The 15860-nt window shown below is 73.5% G+C and carries 21 protein-coding genes; 9 read left to right on the top strand and 12 right to left on the bottom strand.

All coding sequences use genetic code 11. The features are described from left to right. Nucleotides 1-161: 161 nt before the first annotated feature. Both tuf and ISP_RS22600 read right to left on the bottom strand, forming a co-directional pair. Complete coding sequence (gene tuf / locus ISP_RS22605) at nt 162-1349, bottom strand: elongation factor Tu (protein WP_013226063.1); 1188 nt, start codon at nt 1347-1349, stop codon at nt 162-164. 201 nt (nt 1350-1550) lie between these two features. After that, a complete protein-coding gene (locus tag ISP_RS22600; RefSeq protein WP_013226062.1) occupies nt 1551-2141 on the bottom strand; it encodes a helix-turn-helix domain-containing protein in 591 nt (196 codons plus the stop codon). An 18-nt stretch (nt 2142-2159) separates the two neighbouring features. On the opposite strand from ISP_RS22600, the gene ISP_RS22595 reads away from it, so the two are divergent. Next, a complete protein-coding gene (locus ISP_RS22595) occupies nt 2160-2648 on the top strand; it encodes a GNAT family N-acetyltransferase (RefSeq protein ID WP_013226061.1) in 489 nt (162 codons plus the stop codon). A 209-nt stretch (nt 2649-2857) separates the two neighbouring features. Here the strand turns inward: ISP_RS22595 and ISP_RS22590 are convergent, their stop codons facing one another. Continuing rightward, complete coding sequence (locus tag ISP_RS22590; protein WP_013226060.1) at nt 2858-3451, bottom strand: helix-turn-helix domain-containing protein; 594 nt, start codon at nt 3449-3451, stop codon at nt 2858-2860. 77 nt (nt 3452-3528) lie between these two features. Between ISP_RS22590 and ISP_RS22585 the strand changes: the two genes are divergently transcribed. The 3 genes from ISP_RS22585 to ISP_RS22575 all read left to right on the top strand — a co-directional run bounded on the left by ISP_RS22585 (nt 3529) and on the right by ISP_RS22575 (nt 5702). Next, the gene (locus tag ISP_RS22585) at nt 3529-4470 is read left to right on the top strand and encodes an NAD(P)/FAD-dependent oxidoreductase (protein WP_013226059.1); all 942 of its coding nucleotides are present in this window, start codon (nt 3529-3531) and stop codon (nt 4468-4470) included. A gap of 40 nt (nt 4471-4510) precedes the next feature. After that, on the top strand, nt 4511-4966 hold the full coding sequence (locus tag ISP_RS22580; RefSeq protein WP_013226058.1) for a group II truncated hemoglobin: 456 nt from the start codon (nt 4511-4513) through the stop codon (nt 4964-4966). A 160-nt stretch (nt 4967-5126) separates the two neighbouring features. Next, nucleotides 5127-5702: a TIGR03086 family metal-binding protein gene (locus ISP_RS22575; protein WP_013226057.1), complete on the top strand. Its 576-nt coding sequence runs from the start codon at nt 5127-5129 to the stop codon at nt 5700-5702. Here ISP_RS22575 and ISP_RS22570 read toward each other — a convergent pair. Together ISP_RS22570 and ISP_RS22565 are read right to left on the bottom strand one after the other, a co-directional pair. Beyond that, a complete protein-coding gene (locus tag ISP_RS22570) occupies nt 5665-6558 on the bottom strand; it encodes an NAD-dependent protein deacetylase (protein WP_013226056.1) in 894 nt (297 codons plus the stop codon). The genes ISP_RS22575 and ISP_RS22570 overlap by 38 nt on opposite strands. Nucleotides 6559-6581: 23 nt before the next feature. Then, a complete protein-coding gene (locus ISP_RS22565) occupies nt 6582-6956 on the bottom strand; it encodes a DUF3800 domain-containing protein (RefSeq protein ID WP_013226055.1) in 375 nt (124 codons plus the stop codon). Nucleotides 6957-7306: 350 nt separating this feature from the next. On the opposite strand from ISP_RS22565, the gene ISP_RS22560 reads away from it, so the two are divergent. Then, nucleotides 7307-7618, top strand: a complete 312-nt coding sequence (locus ISP_RS22560; protein WP_141748535.1) for a hypothetical protein — start codon at nt 7307-7309, stop codon at nt 7616-7618. On the opposite strand, the gene ISP_RS22555 is transcribed toward ISP_RS22560, so the two are convergent. From ISP_RS22555 to ISP_RS22545, 3 genes are read right to left on the bottom strand one after another with little or no spacing between them, the layout of a single operon-like run. Next, on the bottom strand, nt 7609-8034 hold the full coding sequence (locus tag ISP_RS22555) for a Rieske (2Fe-2S) protein (protein WP_013226054.1): 426 nt from the start codon (nt 8032-8034) through the stop codon (nt 7609-7611). The genes ISP_RS22560 and ISP_RS22555 overlap by 10 nt on opposite strands. 17 nt (nt 8035-8051) lie before the next feature. Further along, entirely contained in the window at nt 8052-8603 is a 552-nt protein-coding gene (locus ISP_RS22550; RefSeq protein WP_013226053.1) for a DUF6529 family protein, read from the bottom strand. Next, nucleotides 8603-9292: a hypothetical protein gene (locus ISP_RS22545; protein WP_013226052.1), complete on the bottom strand. Its 690-nt coding sequence runs from the start codon at nt 9290-9292 to the stop codon at nt 8603-8605. Before ISP_RS22545 ends, ISP_RS22550 begins: the two co-directional genes overlap by 1 nt. 133 nt (nt 9293-9425) lie before the next feature. On the opposite strand from ISP_RS22545, the gene ISP_RS22540 reads away from it, so the two are divergent. Both ISP_RS22540 and ISP_RS22535 read left to right on the top strand, forming a co-directional pair. Continuing rightward, on the top strand, nt 9426-10448 hold the full coding sequence (locus tag ISP_RS22540) for an alpha/beta hydrolase (RefSeq protein WP_013226051.1): 1023 nt from the start codon (nt 9426-9428) through the stop codon (nt 10446-10448). Further along, nucleotides 10448-11314 (top strand): alpha/beta fold hydrolase, encoded by an 867-nt coding sequence (locus ISP_RS22535; protein WP_013226050.1) that lies wholly within the window; start codon nt 10448-10450, stop codon nt 11312-11314. Before ISP_RS22540 ends, ISP_RS22535 begins: the two co-directional genes overlap by 1 nt. On the opposite strand, the gene ISP_RS22530 is transcribed toward ISP_RS22535, so the two are convergent. Then, entirely contained in the window at nt 11272-11613 is a 342-nt protein-coding gene (locus ISP_RS22530) for a DoxX family protein (protein WP_013226049.1), read from the bottom strand. The two genes, ISP_RS22535 and ISP_RS22530, sit on opposite strands and share 43 nt — an antisense overlap. A 95-nt stretch (nt 11614-11708) precedes the next feature. Further along, complete coding sequence (locus ISP_RS22525; protein ID WP_013226048.1) at nt 11709-12272, bottom strand: TetR/AcrR family transcriptional regulator; 564 nt, start codon at nt 12270-12272, stop codon at nt 11709-11711. Nucleotides 12273-12340: 68 nt separating this feature from the next. Here ISP_RS22525 and ISP_RS22520 point away from each other — a divergent pair, with 68 nt between their 5' ends. Then, nucleotides 12341-13294 (top strand): alpha/beta hydrolase, encoded by a 954-nt coding sequence (locus ISP_RS22520; protein WP_230468897.1) that lies wholly within the window; start codon nt 12341-12343, stop codon nt 13292-13294. Further along, a complete protein-coding gene (locus tag ISP_RS22515; RefSeq protein ID WP_013226046.1) occupies nt 13291-14190 on the top strand; it encodes a class I SAM-dependent methyltransferase in 900 nt (299 codons plus the stop codon). Before ISP_RS22520 ends, ISP_RS22515 begins: the two co-directional genes overlap by 4 nt. Nucleotides 14191-14240: 50 nt before the next feature. Here ISP_RS22515 and ISP_RS22510 read toward each other — a convergent pair whose 3' ends face one another. Both ISP_RS22510 and ligD read right to left on the bottom strand, forming a co-directional pair. Then, the gene (locus ISP_RS22510) at nt 14241-14660 is read right to left on the bottom strand and encodes a DUF6292 family protein (RefSeq protein WP_013226045.1); all 420 of its coding nucleotides are present in this window, start codon (nt 14658-14660) and stop codon (nt 14241-14243) included. A 274-nt stretch (nt 14661-14934) separates the two neighbouring features. After that, the gene (gene ligD, locus ISP_RS22505) at nt 14935-15855 is read right to left on the bottom strand and encodes a non-homologous end-joining DNA ligase (protein WP_014467071.1); all 921 of its coding nucleotides are present in this window, start codon (nt 15853-15855) and stop codon (nt 14935-14937) included. Nucleotides 15856-15860: the final 5 nt, after the last annotated feature.

Genomic DNA, 15860 nt, shown 5'->3' with positions numbered 1-15860 from the left:
GCGGCGGCTCAACGCTCTTCCCACAAGATCTCCCTTATCACGCAACGGCAGAAACACTGCTTCCGACGGCGGATCGGGAACGCGCCTCAAGCTAAAGGCAAAAGATCGGATGAGTCAAGCTCGTCCCCGCTCTCCGGAGAAAGCGGGGACGAGCCCGGTCTTCAGTCGAGCACTTCGCGCACGGTGCCCGCGGCGACGGTCAGCCGGCCTTCGCGCATGGCGAACCCGAGGCCCGGGCTCATCGCGACCGGCTGCCCCAGCTCCACCGTCAGCGAAGCCACGTCACCCGGCCGGACGGCTGTGACGCCGTCGGCGAGGGTGACCACCCCCACGACATCGCTGGTGCGGAAGTGGAACTGCGGGCGGTAGTTCGCCGCGAACGGCGTCCGCCTGCCACCCTCGGCGGCCGACAGCACGTGGACGTCCGCGCGGAACCGCCGGTGCGGCCGCACGCTGCCCGGCAGGCAGACGACCTGCCCGCGCCGGACCTCGCCGCGCTTCACCCCGCGCAGCAGCACCGCGGCGTTGTCGCCCGCCTCGGCGCGGTCCATCGGCTTGCCGAACGTCTCGAGCCCGGTGGCCACACTGGTCACCGCCGGGCCGAGGCCGATCACCTCGACCGCGTCGCCGACGGTGAGGGTGCCCTGCTCCACCGCGCCGGTCACGACGGTGCCGCGGCCGGTGATGGTGAGGACGTTCTCGATCGGCATCAGGAACGGCAGGTCGAGCCGCCGCGGCGGGATCGGCACGTGCTCGTCGACGGCGGCGAGCAGGTCGAGGATCCGCTGCGTCCACCGCGGGTCGCCCTCGAGCGCGCGCAGCCCGGACACCCGGACCACGGGCACCGCGTCGCCGTCGAACCCGTAGCGGGTCAGCAGCTCCCGCACTTCGAGTTCGACGAGGTCGAGCAGCTCCTCGTCGTCGGCGAGGTCGGCCTTGTTGAGCGCGACCACGAGGTGCCCGACCCCGATCCGGCGCGCCAGGACGACGTGCTCGCGGGTCTGCGGCATCGCGCCGTCCTGCGCCGAAACCACGAGCACGGCGCCGTCCAGCTGGGCCGCGCCGGTGATCATGTTCTTGACGTAGTCGGCGTGGCCCGGCATGTCGACGTGCGCGTAGTGCCGGGTCGGCGTCTCGTACTCGACGTGCGCGATGTTGATGGTGATGCCGCGCTCGACCTCCTCCGGCGCGCGGTCGATGCGGTCGAAGGCGACGTAGCGGTTGGTCCCGCCCTGCTCGGCGAGCACCTTGGTGATGGCCGCGGTGAGGGTGGTCTTGCCGTGGTCGACGTGCCCCATCGTGCCGATGTTCAGGTGCGGCTTGGTCCGCACGTACTGCTGCTTGGTCATGGGCTTTCCTTGTGCTGGACAAAAGAATGCGCGAAACCGGGCGGAGCGCCTCGACCCTCCCCCGGCGGTTTCGCGCCCAGGGCGGGGAAATCGGGGAAGGGTCAGCTTCGAGCGCCGGTCAGCCGTGCCGACAGGGCGCTCGGCAGGGACAGGCCTGCGAGCGTCGCGCTATCGGACACGGGGAACATGCCCGGAAGGGTGTCACGCCGGTCGAGGCGGTGTCATCCGGTTTTCGCGCGGCCGCATGATCAACGCCGCAACGTGGTACACGCAAGGGGTTTCGCCGCGGTTCGCGTAGGAGTGCTTTGCGTCGGCAGGAAAGTATGCCGAATCACCCGCCGCCAGGACGTACTCCTCCTCGCCGACGCCCAGGCACAGCTCACCCGACTCGACGGCGACGAACTCGTGGGAACCCGGTGCGTACGCCGGGAAAGCGCCGGCATCGCAGCCCGGCGGCAGGGTCGTGCGGATCCACTCGAAGTTGACGCCGGGGACGACCGGAGTCAGCACCGTGCGGTGCCAGCCGCCGGGCTCGGCGATGTGGTCCTGCTCCGCCGCGCGGCGGACGATCACGCGGCCGGGCTCCAGGTCGGCGAGCAGCCGGGAGAGGGACAGTCCGAGGCCGTCGGCGATGCGGGACAGCACCACGACCGTCGGCGTCTTCTCGCCGCGCTCGATGGCCGACAGCATGCTGACGCTGACGCCCGCCTGCCCGGCCAGGGCACTCAGCGCCAGCCCGCGGGCCGCCCGCAGCTCGTGCAGGTGACGGCCGAGCGACACCGGATCGATCATTCCTCTATGATAGCGGACATGTCCACTATAGCGGAAGCGACGGAGGCCGACGCCGAAGGCATTGCCGCCGTCTTCGCGCCGTATGCCACCGATTCCGTCGTCACGTTCGAGACCACGCCGCCGACCGCCGAGCAGTGGCGCGCGAAGATCCGCGAGAGCGCGTGGCCGTTCCTCGTGCTGGCCGAGGCGGGCGAGGTCCTCGGCTACGCGCTGGCCGCGCCGTGGCGGCCGAAGCCGGCGTACCGGTTCTCGGTGGAGACGACGATCTACCTCGCACCGCAGGCGGCCGGCCGTGGCCACGGGCGGCGGCTGCTCGACGAGCTGCTGAAGCGGTGCGGAGACGCCGGAGCCCGGCAGGCGATCGCGGTCATCGTCGACTCCGGCAACCCGGCGTCACAGCGGTTGCACGCCGCGGCCGGCTTCACCGACGCGGGCGTGCTGCGCGGCGTCGGCTTCAAGCACGACCGCTGGCTGGACACTTTGCTGATGCAGCGCGAACTCGGCTGACGACCCGCGGAGGACGCCGCGGCCGGAAAGCCTGCGGACCACGCACTCGAACCGGAGACCACCCGTCGCGGATGGTTCACGCCGACCGGCTGGAACGCGATGCCCCCGACCCGGCTCGCTTCGCGAGGGTCGCCGCACTGACACTGCTCGGCGCCCTGGCCGCGGGGGTCTTCCTGTGGATCGCCCGGCCGAGCACGCGCTGCGCTGACTCAGCGCGGCCGGGACTTCGCCCGCAGGTGCAGCCGCTCCCCTTGCTTGCCGAACAGGCTGAGGATCTCGGCCGGCCGGCCGTCGACCGCGCCGAACCAGTGCGGGAGGCGGGTGTCGAACTCCGCCGCCTCGCCCGGGCCCAGCGTGAGGTCGCGGTCGGCCAGGACCAGGCGCAGCCGGCCCGACAGCACGTACAGCCACTCGTACCCCTCGTGGACCTGGGGATCGGGTTCGCCCGTCTCCGGCTCCAGGATCATCTTGAACGCCTGCGGCGCACCCGGCTGCCGGGTCAGCGGCAGCACCGTCATCGCCGCGCCGTTGTGGCGCGGGATGCGGCGGGCGGTCAGGCGGACCCGGGGATCGCCGACCTCCGGCGCGCCCACCAGCTCGTCCAGCGGCACCTGGTGGGCCTGGGCGATCGGCAGCAGCAGTTCCAGGCTCGGCTTGCGCTGGCCGGACTCCAGCCGCGACAGGGTGCTCTTCGAGATGCCCGTCGCCGCCGACAGGTCGGCCAGGGTGACCCGCCGCTGCGTGCGGACCCGCTTGAGCCGGGGGCCGACCTCGGCCAGGGCCTGGGTGATCGCGTCCGTCATGCTTCCAGGAAACCCGTTCGTCCCGGAAATGGCAACATTAGTTGTCGGATTCGCGAAGCCGGGTTCATGGTGGCGGCATGAGCGAAAACGACAGCTTCGACGTACTGGTGGTGGGTGGCGGCGCCGCGGGACTCAGCGCCGCCCTGATGCTCGGCCGGGCGCGGCGGCGCGTCGCGGTCGTCGACTCCGGCGCCCCGCGCAACGGGCCGGCGGCGCACATGCACGGCTTCCTCTCCCGAGACGGCTTGCCGCCGTCCGAACTCCTCCGGATCGGCCGCGAAGAGCTGCGCGGCTACGGTGTGGAGCTCCTCGACGACCGCGTGACCCGGCTCGACCACGGCTTCGCCGCCCGCTTGGCGAGCGGCCGGGAGCTGACCGCCCGGCGCGTGCTGGTCGCGACCGGCATCCACGACGACCTGCCGGACGTCCCGGGCCTGCGGGAGAGCTGGGGCACCGACGTGGTCACCTGCCCCTACTGCCACGGCTACGAAGTGCGCGACCAGCCCCTCGGTGTCCTCGGCACGCAACCGGAGAGTGTCGAGCACGCGCTGCTGGTCCGCCAGTGGTCACCGGACGTCGTGTACTTCGCGCACACCACCGAAGTGTCCGAAGAGGACCGGGAACGGCTCGACGCGCGCGGCATCCGCGTCGTCGACGGCGTGGTGACCGCCCTCCGGCGCGAAGGCGGCCGCCTCGCCGGCGTCGAGCTCGGGGCCCGGTTCGTGCCGCGGACGGCGCTGTTCCTCCGCACCGGGATCGTCCCGCACGACCAGCTGCTGCGCGACCTCGGCTACGTCGAAGGCGACGTCGACGCGTCCGGGAAGACCGGCGTGCCCGGCGTGTGGGCCGCCGGGAACGTCGTCGACGCGCGGGCGACCGTGATCGTCGCCGCGGCCCAGGGCGCGTCCGCCGCCGCGGCGCTGAACCACGACCTGGTCAGCGAGGACGTCCGGCGGGCGGTCGACGCGCTCGGCGGCTTCTCCCCCGCCGCGGAACGCGCCGCGGCCGGCGCGCGCTGACGCCCTGGCTTCCGGCGGCCCGGCGTGCCAGGCTCGGCGGATGCGTCCGACGCTGTACGAATTCGCCGGCGGCGACCCCGCGTTCCGCGCGCTGGCCGCCGCCCACCACGAGCGCTGCCTCGCCGACCCGGAGCTGAACCACCCGTTCTCCCACCCCGGGCAGCACCCGCAGCACGTCGACCGGCTGGCCTGGTACTGGGCCGAGGTCATGGGCGGGCCGCCGCGGTTCTCGCGGGAGTGCAGCGACCACTCGGCGATGCTCCGGATGCACGCCGGCAACGGCGACATGAGCGACCTCGGCCGCCGGTTCGTGGCCTGCTTCGTGCAGGCCGCCGACGACGCCGGTCTGCCCGCCGATCCGGAGTTCCGCGCCGCGCTGCGGTCCTACATGGAGTGGGCGGTCGCCGAAGTGCTGACCTACCCGGGCCCGCCCGGCGAGGTGCCCGCCGGGCTGGCCGTGCCGCGCTGGTCCTGGACCGGATTGCAGCCGCTGTAACGACCGGGGCGGCCGCCGCGTCTTGCAGGCGACGACCGGCTGTGGAGGTCCGTCGCCAGAGCCGGTCCGGACGGGTTCCCCCCACCCGCCCGGACCGGCTCGTTCACCACGTCCGATATCCGCGAGCGGCGCCGCCGCGGCCCGCGCCAGACTGGCCGCCATGCTCCTCGACCGCTTCCTCCTCGCCTCCCGGGGCTTCGAGCACCACCTCAGCACCGTGCCGCCGGACGGCTGGGACGCGCCGACGCCGTGCTCCGCGTGGGACGTGCGGGCGCTGGTCAACCACATGACCCGCGGCAACCTCAACTACGTCGGTCTCCTCCGCGGAGCGACCCGGGAGGAGTTCCTCGCCCGGCGGGACGCCGACGCGCTCGGCGACGACCCCGTCGCCGCGTTCACCGGCTCGGTCCGGGCCTGCGCGGCCGCGTTCGCCGAGGAAGGCGCGCTGGACCGCGTCGTCGACTACCCCCTGGGCAAGCTCACCGGACGGCGGGCGCTGGCCGTGCGCACGACCGACAGCACCGTGCACACCTGGGACCTCGCCCGCGCGCTCGGCGCCGACGACGCGCTGGACCCGGGCCTGGTCGCCTGGATCGACGAGGACTACGACACGATTTTCGCGGGGCTGGCCCTGGGGCCGCGGTTCTTCGCCGAGCCGCCGCCCGCGCCGCCCGGCGCGTCCCGCCAGGACCGGCTGCTCACGCGGTTCGGCCGCGATCCTCGCGCAGCCGGCTGACCAGCTCGGTCAGCGCGGGCCCGAGCGGCCGGTCGACCCGCACCGAGGCGTAGCGGTCACCGCGGGTTTCGCCGCGGTTGACGATCACGACCGGCTTGCCCGCGTTCGCCGCGTGGCGGACGAACCGGAGCCCGGACATCACGGTCAGGGACGAGCCCAGCACCAGCAGCGCCTCGGCGTCGTCGACCAGCCGGTAGCACTGCTCGACCCGCGGCCGGGGCACGTTCTCGCCGAAGAACACGACGTCCGGCTTGAGGACGCCGGCGCACGCCGCGCACGGGACCGGCCGGAAGGCGCGCACGACGTCGGCGGGCAGCTCGACGTCGCCGTCCGGGTTGATCCGGGTGGCCGCGCCGATGAAGCCCGGGTTGGCCGCCCGCAGCCGCCGGTCGAGTTCCGCGCGCGGGCTGGTGCGGCGGCAGTCCAGGCAGACGACGCGGTCCAGGCTGCCGTGCAGCTCGACGGCGTCGGCGGTGCCGGCCGCCTGGTGCAGGCCGTCGACGTTCTGGGTGATGACGCCGGAGACGTAGCCGCCGTCGCGCAGGGTGGCGACGGCGCGGTGGCCGTCGTTGGGGTCGGCGCGGGCGATCGTGCGCCAGCCGAGGTGGCTGCGCGCCCAGTACCGCTGCCGCCCTTCGGCGCTGGTGACGAACTCGTCGTAGGTCATCGGCGTGTGCCGGCGCAGGCTGCCGCTTTCGCCGCGGTAGTCGGGGATCCCGGATTCGGTGGACAGCCCGGCGCCGCTGAGCACGGCGACGCGCCCGCGCGCGACGACGCTGGTCAGCTCGTCGAGGCTGGACGTCCGCGGCAGCGGCGCGTCCGCCGACGTCCAGGAGAGGGTGGGCCGGGTCCGCACCAGGCCAGGGTACCGGGGCCGGGTCACCCGACGGGGCCGTCCCAGACGGAGTCCGCGTCCGTGAAGGACGCCAGCAGCGTGGTCAACCGGGGTTCGCCGCGGCCGTTCAGCCGGTCGGAGGCGATGCGGCGGGCGACCCCCGCCACGAAGTCGGCGATCTGGACCCGGGCGTCGGAGCGGGAGTCGACGAACCGCACGTCCGCCAAGCGAGGGCCGAGGGTGGCCTTGAGCTGCAGCACGCGCTCGGCAGTGAGGGCCAGCTGCTCGTCGTGGATCACGGCGACCGGGACGTCGCCGGTGCTCCAGTGCCGGACCGTGTGGATCACCGCGGGCACCAGCGGATCCAGCACCGGCACCAGGCTCGGGTCGCTCGCCGGCCGGGCCCGGTAGGCGGCCACGCGCTCGCCGCCTCCCGCGGAACCGGCCGACGATCTCGCCGGCTTCGCCCGGAACGGCGGCGAGTTCGTCCACCAGCGCGAAGAACTCCTTCGGCGACGTCGCCACGCCGCGCCGGGGCCGCAACCGCAGCACGCTGGTGAACGCGGTCAACGCGAATTCCCAGCGGGCGGCGCCGAAGGCCGCCGGGCCCGTGCGGTGGAGGGTGCGGGCCATCGCGTCCGTGCCGTCCTCGGCCAGCAGGTCGACCGCGGCCCGCACGGCGAAGAACGTCTTGTCGGTCAGGTGCACGTGCCCGCGGCCGGCGAGCGGGCCCTCCGGGGCGAGCAGCCATTCGAGCACCGCGCGGTGCTTGGCGCGGAGCAGGTGGTTCGCCTTGTACTCCTCGGCGGGCGAGCCGATGCGGGCGCGGATCTCCCGGATGCAGGCGGCCGCCTCCGCCGGCGTCAGATCTACGCCGGCGTGGGCGAAGACGTCCGTCTCGCCGCCGAGGAGGTTCTCGCCCTCGGAGCCCGACTCGTCGCAGGCGATCTCGACCGGGCGCACCGGCCCGATGATGCCAGAGCGGCCCGGCCGCGGCGACCGCTTTACCGACCGCGGCGCACCGCCGTCCAGTCCGCTGTGGACGATCGGTGCCCCGACCGCCACGCAGGCCTACGCCTGAGCCAGCGTGATCTTGCCGTTCGCGACCGTGATCGGCTTCTTCTCCAAGGGCTTCGACGCCGGGCCGGTGGCCACCGCACCGTCGGCGATGGTGAACTTGCTGCCGTGGCAGGGGCAGTTGATGGTGCCGTCGGCGACGGTGTCGACCGTGCAGCCCTGGTGGGTGCAGATCGCCGAGAAAGCCGCGAAGGTCCCCGCCGCCGGCTGCGTCACCACCACCTGTTTGTCCGCGAACACCTTGCCGCCGCCGACCGGGACGTCCGCCGACGCGCCGAGTTCCGTGCCGGCGGGCGCCGGGGCGGCCGACGTCCCGCTCGAACTGCCGCCGTAGGTGCTGCAGCCGGCCGCCAGCCCGGCGCCGAAGACCGCGAGTGCCGTCCGGCGCGCCAGCACCGGATCCGTTTCGTCGTCGCGCACGTTCAGTCCTCCGCCTGCTAGAAGGTCAAACCGGACCGGGTGAAGAACCACAGCGACGCGCTCAGCCAGAGCCCGACCAGCGCCGTGAAGGCCAGGCCGCCCACCAGCGGGAGCGACCAGCCGGGCGCGCCGTCCTTGCGCAGCAGGAGCATCTTCGCGACGAACACACCGTAGAAGAAGCACCCGAGCAGGGAATGCAGGAGGACGCGGGTGTCGAACGCCTGGAACCCGAGTGCGTAGAGGCAGTGCATCGCCACCGGGATCGACACGAGGAAGGCCAGCCGTCCCGACCAGCGGTGCACCGGCGCGACCCACGCGGGCGCGCCGCCGCCGAACTTGCCGTACATGGCCAGTGCCGAGCCGAGCTGGACGAGGGCGAGCACGACGACGACCGTGGCGAGCCACGCCTTCACCGCCTGCGGACCGGAGAAACCCGCGACGTTCACCGCGACACCGGTCGGCGTGTGCAGGCTGCCGTAGACACCGAGCGCCACCGAGACGACGGCGCCGGCGACCAGGGGCACCACGAGCGCGACCGAGGCGCGGCGGCCCGCTGCCGGGGCGGTCATCAGAAGGCCCCGTTCCCGGCCAGGCCGCTGATCGCCTCGGCGGTCAGCGAGGTGCCGTCGACAGTCGCGGTGGCCGCGGCCGGATCGAGCGGCGGGGCGGCCGCCGGGCCCTCGTCCGTCGTGAGGATGCCGACCTGGCTGCCGTCGGGCTGCACGATCCAGCCGACCTTCGCCGCCTTGCCCTTCACCTTCGGCGCCGCCCGGTAGAGGCCCGCGGGTTTCTTCGCCGTCGGCACGGTGAACCGGTACGTCTTGCCCGCCGCCGTCACGGTGCCGGTGGCCGAAGTGGTGTCGAAGCTGCCCGTCAGGCCGGCGTCCGGGGCGCCCTGGAGGTCCAGCTTGCCGCCGACGGTCACGCCCTGGAGCCAGGCTTCGAGCTTCTTGCCGTCGCAGAGGTAGGCGATGGCGTGGCCGTCGCGCGCCGACACCGCGATCGACGCGCCGCCTCCGGTCACCTTCCCGGCGTAGTCCGCCCGTGCGGGCACTTCGGGTTTCGGCGGCTCGGACGTCGCGGGCGGCGCGGTCGTCGTCGCGGGCGGCGCGGTCGCCGGGGTACTCGCGGCGCCCACCGCGCTCGCGGCCCCGGCGACCGGCGGCGCGCCGGTCCCGGTCGCCAGGTCGGCGACGCTGATCCCCCCGGCGAGCAGCACACCGGCGAGCAGTGTGAACAACGGCCCCGGATGTTTCATGGTCTTCCCCGCTTCTCCCGGTCCACCACCGTGTCCGCAACACGGACTTCGGGCCGAAACGGCTCAACGCTACGCGCCGAAAAGAGGTATTGCTTAGCCCCGGCAACCGGTTGGCTCGTGGTTGACTGGCCGCATGCTGCCCTGGGACGGCGAACTCGCCGGCCGGCTCGACCGGCACACCGTCACTTCCACGCTGCTGCGCGGCAATCCGCTCGGCGACCCGCACGAACGGCCGCTGTGGGTGTACGTCCCGCCCGGCTACGACGACGGCGACGAGCGCTACCCGGCGGTCTACGTCATCCAGGGCTACACCGGGCACCTGGCGATGTGGGCCAACCGGACGCCGTTCCGGCAGCCGTTCGTGGAGACGGCCGACGCCGTCTTCGCCGACGGCGCGCCGGGGTGCGTGGTGGTGTACGTCGACGCGTGGACGGCGTACGGCGGCTCGCAGTTCGTCGATTCGCCGGGCACCGGCCGCTACCACTCCTACCTGTGCGACGAGATCGTGCCGTGGGTCGACGAGCACTACCGGACGCTGCCCGGCCGCGAGTCCCGCGCGATCGCGGGCAAGTCGTCGGGCGGGTTCGGCGCGATGATCACGCCGATGCTGCGGCCGGAGCTGTTCGGCGCGCTGGCCACGCACGCGGGCGACGCGCTGTACGAGCTGTCCTACATCCCCGACTTCGGCAAGGCGGTCCGCGCGCTGCGCGGGTACGACCAGGACATCCAGGCGTGGTGGGCGGACTTCCGGAGCCGGCCGGCGTTCACCAAGCCCGAAGACGCCACCCTGCTGATGATCCTGGGCGTCTCGGCGTGCTTCTCGGCCCGGGACGACGGGACGCCGGAGCTGCCGTTCGACCCGCAGAGCGGCGCGCTGCGGCCGGAGCAGTGGCAGCGCTGGCTGGATTGGGACCCGGTCCGGATGGTGGCGGGCCACGCGGAGGCGGTCCGCTCGCTGCGCGCGGTGTGGATCGACGCGGGCACGAGCGACGAGTACTTCCTCGACCTCGGCGCGGAGGCGTTCCGGGCGGAGGTGGCCCGGGCAGGCCTGCCGGACGACCGCCTCCACTTCGAGCTGTTCGACGCCGGCCACGGCGGGATCGACTACCGGTACCCGCTTTCGCTGGCCTGGCTGGCGCGGCGGCTGGCCCGCTGATGGTCACCGAGACCGACCTGGCGCTGCCCGGCGGACGCACCCTGCACGTGCACGACACCGGCGGCCCCGCACGGCTCACCGTGTTCTGGCACCACGGGACCCCCAACACCGGGGCGCCGCCCGCGCCGTTGCTGCCACTGGCCGCGGAACTCGGGATCCGGTTCGTGTCCTTCGATCGGCCGGGCTACCGCACCTCGACGCCGGTGCCCGGGCGGACCGTCGGGAACGCCGCCGGGTGCGTCACCGCCGTGGCCGATGCGCTCGGGATCGACCGGTTCGCCCTGATGGGGCACTCCGGTGGCGGCTCGCACGCCCTCGCCGGTGCCGCCCTGCTGCCGGAGCGGGTGATCGCCGTGGCGAGCCTGGCCGCCGTCGCGCCGTTCGATGCCGTCGGGCTCGACTGGTTCGGGGGCATGGCCGCCGCGAGTGCCGGCTCGCTGCGGGCCGCCGCCGAAGGGCGGGCCGCGAAGGAGAAGTACGAAGCCGCCGCCGAGTTCGATCCCGGCGTCTTCACCGCCGAAGACCTGGCCGTGCTCCGCGGGTCGTGGTCGTGGCTGGACGAGGTCGTCCGGGCGGCGCTCGCGGACGGGCCCGGCGGGCTGATCGACGACGACCTCGCCTACGTCACGCCGTGGGGCGGCGACCCCGCCCGGATCACCGCGCCCGTCCTCCTCGTGCACGGCGAGCGGGACCGGATGATCCCCGCCACGCACAGCGCGTGGCTCGCCGGGCGGTGCCCGGACGCCGAGTACCGGCTCGTGCCCGGCGAGGGCCACCTGTCCGTGCTGCGTCACGCCGCCGACGCGCTGACCTGGCTCGCCGCTCAGGGCAGCAGGACCAGCGAAGCGACCACCGGCGCGAGGTAGAGCACCGGGAACGCCAGGTGCGAGTACGCCCGCGCCTTGGCCACGGTGACCAGCGCGCCGCCGAAGTACAGGACCAGGCCGATCGCCGCCGCGACGCCGATCGGCGGCCAGAACAGCCCGGCGAGCAGGCCCGCCGCGCCGGCCGCCTTGGCCGTGGCGAGCGGGTTCCACCACGACCGGGGTACGCCGTACCCGGTGATCGGCTCGACGACCCACTTCGCGCGGGCGAACATCGAGACGGCCGAGAAGCCGACCCAGACCGCGGCGGCGACGGTGACGATCAGGTGAGCGGTGGTCATCGGAACTCCTCGGGTACGCGGCCCCGGGGCCGGGGTCCGTCACCCCCACGACTCCGCGGTCCGGGCCGATGTGACAGCCCCGCGCGTGACGGCCGTCACGGCCGCCCGAAGTGCGCCACGACCATTTCGGCCAGCGCCGTGACGTCGGCGTCGACCATCGGCTCGCCCGTCATGCCCATCCGGTGCAGCAGCGCGCCGACCACGACGTCGACGAAGAACAGCACCCGGCTCTCCGGTTCACCGAGGGCCTCCTGCAGCGCCAGCCGGTACGGATCCTGCAGCCGCGAGGACAGGACCACGCGCAGCGCCGGATCGCTGACGGCGTCGCTGAACACGCCGGCGAACGCGTCGCCCACGCCGGGTTCGCCGATCTTCGCCGCCACCCAGCGGATGGCCGCGGTCAGGATCTCCGCCCGGCTCCCCCCGGCCAGCGGCGCCGGGCCGAACGCGTCCAGGAGGCAGTCCACGATCAGCTCGCCCTTGGACGGCCAGCGCCGGTAGATCGTCGTCTTCGCGACACCGGCCGCCCCGGCGATCCGCTCGACCGTGGCCCGCGCGTAGCCGAGCTCGCCGACCGTGCGCAGGGTCGCGGCGAACACCGCGTCGTGGACGCCGGCCCGAGGCCGGCCCGGCGGCCGGGCGGAGGGGGACGAAACCATGGCGCGAGCCTACCGGTTTTCGCTACCGTAGGTTTCGATACCTCAGGTTTCGAAACTAGGGAGTGACCGTGACCGGACAACCGATCGTGCAGCGCCCGCCGGAGCCGGACTGGCTCGCGATGACCACCGACGAGCTGCTCGCCTACCGCGCGGCCGAGAATCGCTTCCGGGCGTCCGCCGCCGCGCGGGCGATCACCGGGGAACCGGACCCGGACGCCGTGATCGCGTGGCGGGAACTGGCGGTGCCCGGCCGGGAGCTACCGATCCGGGTGTACCGCCCGGCCGTGCGCGACGGCGGCGCACTGCCGCTCGTGATCCACGTCCACGGCGGCGGGTTCGTGGGCACAGCGGTGCAGAGCGACTGGGTGAACAGTCGCCTGGCCGCCCGGCTGCCCGCGGTCGTCGTCTCGATCGAACACCGGCTCGTCGCCCCGGACCACCCGCTCCCGGACGCGGTCGACGACGGCTGGGACGTGCTCCGGCACCTCGTGCGCGACGCCGGCGCGTGGGGCGTCGACCCCGCACGCGTCGCCGTCTTCGGCGAAAGCTGCGGCGGGCTGATCAGCGCACTGGCCGCGATCCGGGCCCGGGAGGCGGGACTCGCCCTGCGGGCCCAGGTGCTGGTCAACCCGGCGGTCGACGCGACCGGCGCGCTGTTCGACCACCCGTCGGTCACCGAGTACGCCCACACACCGACCCTCACGGTACCGGTGCTGCGCCTGTTCCGGCGGCTTGCCGTCCCACCGGGCACCGACGCCCGCGCGGTTTCCCCGCTGCACGCCGACGACCTGGGCGGACTGGCCCCGGCGCTCGTGGTGGTCCCGACGCACGACCCGCTGGCCGATCACGGCCGCCGTTACGCCGGACGCCTGGAGTCGGCGGGCACTCCGGTCCGGCTGTCCGAGTACGCCGGCGCCGGGCACGCGTTCCTCAGCATGCCGGGCCTGGTGCCGCAGGCGGAGGCCGCGGCGGCGGAGATCCTCGGCTTCCTCCGGACCGCGTTCGCGGCGGACCGGGCATGAGCCCGGCGCCGATGGACGACGAGGACCGGATCGACGGCGCGGCCCTCGGCGGAGTGGCGGCCACCTGCCTGTGGACGCTGCGCAACCGCGCCGAGGAGTCGCGGCACCCCGGCTCGGCCTTCGCCGACCCGCTGGCCGAACGTCTCCACCGCCGGATCTCCCACGACTACGAGCGGTTCGGCAAGCCGAACCAGATCCACCCGCTGCGCGCGGTCGCCCTGGACTTCGCCATCCGCGCCTACCTGGACCGGTATCCCGCCGCCACGGTGGTCGCCCTCGGCGAGGGCCTGCAGACCACCTACTGGCGGCTGGGTCGGCCCGCCGTCGACTGGGTTTCGGTGGACCTGCCGCCGGTGATCGGCCTGCGCCTGCGCCTGCTCCCGCCGGAGCCGCGGATGACCGCGATCGCGGCCTCGGCCCTGGACCGCGGCTGGCTGGACGTCCCCGATCCGGCGCGGGGCGTGTTCATCTCGGCCGAAGGGCTGTTCATGTACCTCGACCGCGACGAGGTGTTCGCCCTGATCGCCGACTGCGCCGCGCGGTTCCCCGGCGGGCAGCTGTTCTTCGACTCGATCCCGCCGTGGCTCAGCAGGCGGACGCTGAAGGGCGGGGCGCGGGGGCGCCCCCCGTTTTCCACTCTACCGGCCGGCACCGACAATTCCGGGCTGCGCTTGTCGGCCCGCTACGCCGTCCCGCCCATGCCGTTCGGCCTGACCGTCTCCGGAGCGGCGCGCCTGCCCGGCCGGATTCCCGGCGTGGCGGCCGTCGAAGACGTGCAGCCGCCGCCCGGCCGCAAGGCCTGGCGGCCGGGCACTCTGCGGAAGCTGGCGAACCTGCCCGGCCTGCGTGACCTGCGCCCGTCGATCAGCTTGGTGAGCTTCGCCGGCCCGCGGTGAGCGCGGTGCGGTGCCGGGGAGCCGGGCCCGGCACCGTCCATTGTGGAGAATCAGCGGGCCGGCAGCAGCGGCAGCAGTTCCTGGTGGCGGCCGGCGCGGCGCAGCACGGGCGAGCCCGGCCGGTCCGGTTCCCGCGTACCGGCCCGCAGCGCGGCCAGGAAGCGCACGACCTCGCGCGGCGGCGGCAGGATGTCCTCACCGCCGAGGTAGGACAGCACGATCATCTCCTCCCCGCACGCCGCCTCGACGGCGACCGCCCAGCCGTGCACCTCGTCCCAGAGCAGCGCCACGTCGCGCTCGGGGAACCGGCGCAGCCGCCAGTCCACCGCCAGGTACGCCGACACCGGGACGTCGACGTCCACGGTGCAGGATTCCAGGCCGAAGCCGAGCGCGCGCGCCACCTCGCCGAGATACGCGCGCAGCCCGCGCTGGAACCAGAATTCGAGATCGGTGTCGATCAGGCCGGACACCCGTTTCCTTTCGCCACGTTCGACAAGAGCGGCAACGGCCGCCACCTCATTGTCTTTTGCCACCGCGACAGCTGTCGCGCTTCGTGCGTAGACCGTACAGACTTCGCGGACTTCGGCCCACCGCCGGGCATCCGCGGTCGCGGACTGTGCAGCGACACGCCCGTCTGCACGTGCACCAATCCACTGTAGACGATCAAATCCGCAGGTGAAGCCGTTTTCCCGCAATTCACCGGAATCGCCCCGCGCATCCGGCGCGAATGGGAGCAGCCGAAGTTCAGCCGAACGCCAAAATCGGGACGCGGGTGCGTTCCAGATCGGCGAACAGATCTCCGATGTCCTCGACGCGCGCCAGGACTTCGCCCGCGGTGAACCTGAGGTGCGTGACGTGCCGGCAAGCGCGGACCTCGTCCCACGTGACCGGAGCCGAGACCGTCGGCTCGTCGCGCCCGCGCAGCGAGTACGGCGCCACCGTGGTCTTGAACGGGTTGTTCTGGCTCCAGTCGATGAAGACCTTGCCCGGGCGCAGGTTCTTCGTCATCCGCGCCACGACGAGGTCCGGCGTCTCGGCGGCGAGCCGCTCGGCCAGCGCCTTGGCGTACTGCGACGGCTCACCGCCGTCCGTCGTCACGATGCCCGCGTACAGCTGCATGCCTTTGGAGCCGCTGGTCTTCGCAACCGGGGTGAGCCCGTCCTCGACGAGGACGTCGTGGAGCCGTTCGGCGACCCGGCAGCAGTCGACAACCGTCGCGCCGGGTCCCGGGTCGAGGTCGAACACCAGCCGGTCCGGGGTGCTGCGCTCGTCGCCGGGCCCGACGGTCCACTGGTGGACGTGCAGTTCGAGGGCGGCGAGGTTGGCCGCCCAGACGAGCTCGGGCAGGTCGTTGATCAGCGGGTACGCGACGATCTCGGGCTCCTTGCCGCGGCCGCCGACGGTCAGGCGCGCGGTGCGGACCCAGTCCGGCGCGTGCCGGGAGACGTCCTTCTCGAAGAACGAGGTGCCGGTGACGCCCTCGGGGAACCGCACGAACGTCATCGCCCGGTCGCGCACGTGCGGCAGCAAAACCGGCGCGATCCGCGTGTAGTAGTCGAGCACCTCGCCCTTGGTGAAGCCGGGCCGCGGGTAGAGCACCTTCTCGAGGTTCGACAGCGTCAGCCGGCGCTCGCCGACCTGCACCGTGATCCTGCTCCCCGCCACGGCCC

Origin of the sequence: Amycolatopsis mediterranei (assembly GCF_026017845.1) — a bacterium.
GTDB lineage: Bacteria > Actinomycetota > Actinomycetes > Mycobacteriales > Pseudonocardiaceae > Amycolatopsis > Amycolatopsis mediterranei.
The sequence above is the reverse complement of the archived record's forward strand: the minus strand, read 5'-3'. Positions and strand labels throughout refer to the sequence as shown.

Excerpts from the sequence above, each read along its gene's own strand:
- ISP_RS22580 (WP_013226058.1), top strand. The coding sequence starts at position 4,511 with ATGCGTCCGACGCTGTACGAATTCGCCGGCGGCGACCCCGCGTTCCGC.
- ISP_RS22585 (WP_013226059.1), top strand. The coding sequence starts at position 3,529 with ATGAGCGAAAACGACAGCTTCGACGTACTGGTGGTGGGTGGCGGCGCC.
- ISP_RS22590 (WP_013226060.1), bottom strand. The coding sequence starts at position 3,451 with ATGACGGACGCGATCACCCAGGCCCTGGCCGAGGTCGGCCCCCGGCTC.
- tuf (WP_013226063.1), bottom strand. The coding sequence starts at position 1,349 with ATGACCAAGCAGCAGTACGTGCGGACCAAGCCGCACCTGAACATCGGC.
- ISP_RS22600 (WP_013226062.1), bottom strand. The coding sequence starts at position 2,141 with ATGATCGATCCGGTGTCGCTCGGCCGTCACCTGCACGAGCTGCGGGCG.
- ISP_RS22575 (WP_013226057.1), top strand. The coding sequence starts at position 5,127 with ATGCTCCTCGACCGCTTCCTCCTCGCCTCCCGGGGCTTCGAGCACCAC.
- ISP_RS22535 (WP_013226050.1), top strand. The coding sequence starts at position 10,448 with ATGGTCACCGAGACCGACCTGGCGCTGCCCGGCGGACGCACCCTGCAC.
- ISP_RS22550 (WP_013226053.1), bottom strand. The coding sequence starts at position 8,603 with ATGACCGCCCCGGCAGCGGGCCGCCGCGCCTCGGTCGCGCTCGTGGTG.
- ISP_RS22525 (WP_013226048.1), bottom strand. The coding sequence starts at position 12,272 with ATGGTTTCGTCCCCCTCCGCCCGGCCGCCGGGCCGGCCTCGGGCCGGC.
- ISP_RS22545 (WP_013226052.1), bottom strand. The coding sequence starts at position 9,292 with ATGAAACATCCGGGGCCGTTGTTCACACTGCTCGCCGGTGTGCTGCTC.
- ISP_RS22595 (WP_013226061.1), top strand. The coding sequence starts at position 2,160 with ATGTCCACTATAGCGGAAGCGACGGAGGCCGACGCCGAAGGCATTGCC.
- ISP_RS22540 (WP_013226051.1), top strand. The coding sequence starts at position 9,426 with ATGCTGCCCTGGGACGGCGAACTCGCCGGCCGGCTCGACCGGCACACC.
- ISP_RS22530 (WP_013226049.1), bottom strand. The coding sequence starts at position 11,613 with ATGACCACCGCTCACCTGATCGTCACCGTCGCCGCCGCGGTCTGGGTC.
- ISP_RS22515 (WP_013226046.1), top strand. The coding sequence starts at position 13,291 with ATGAGCCCGGCGCCGATGGACGACGAGGACCGGATCGACGGCGCGGCC.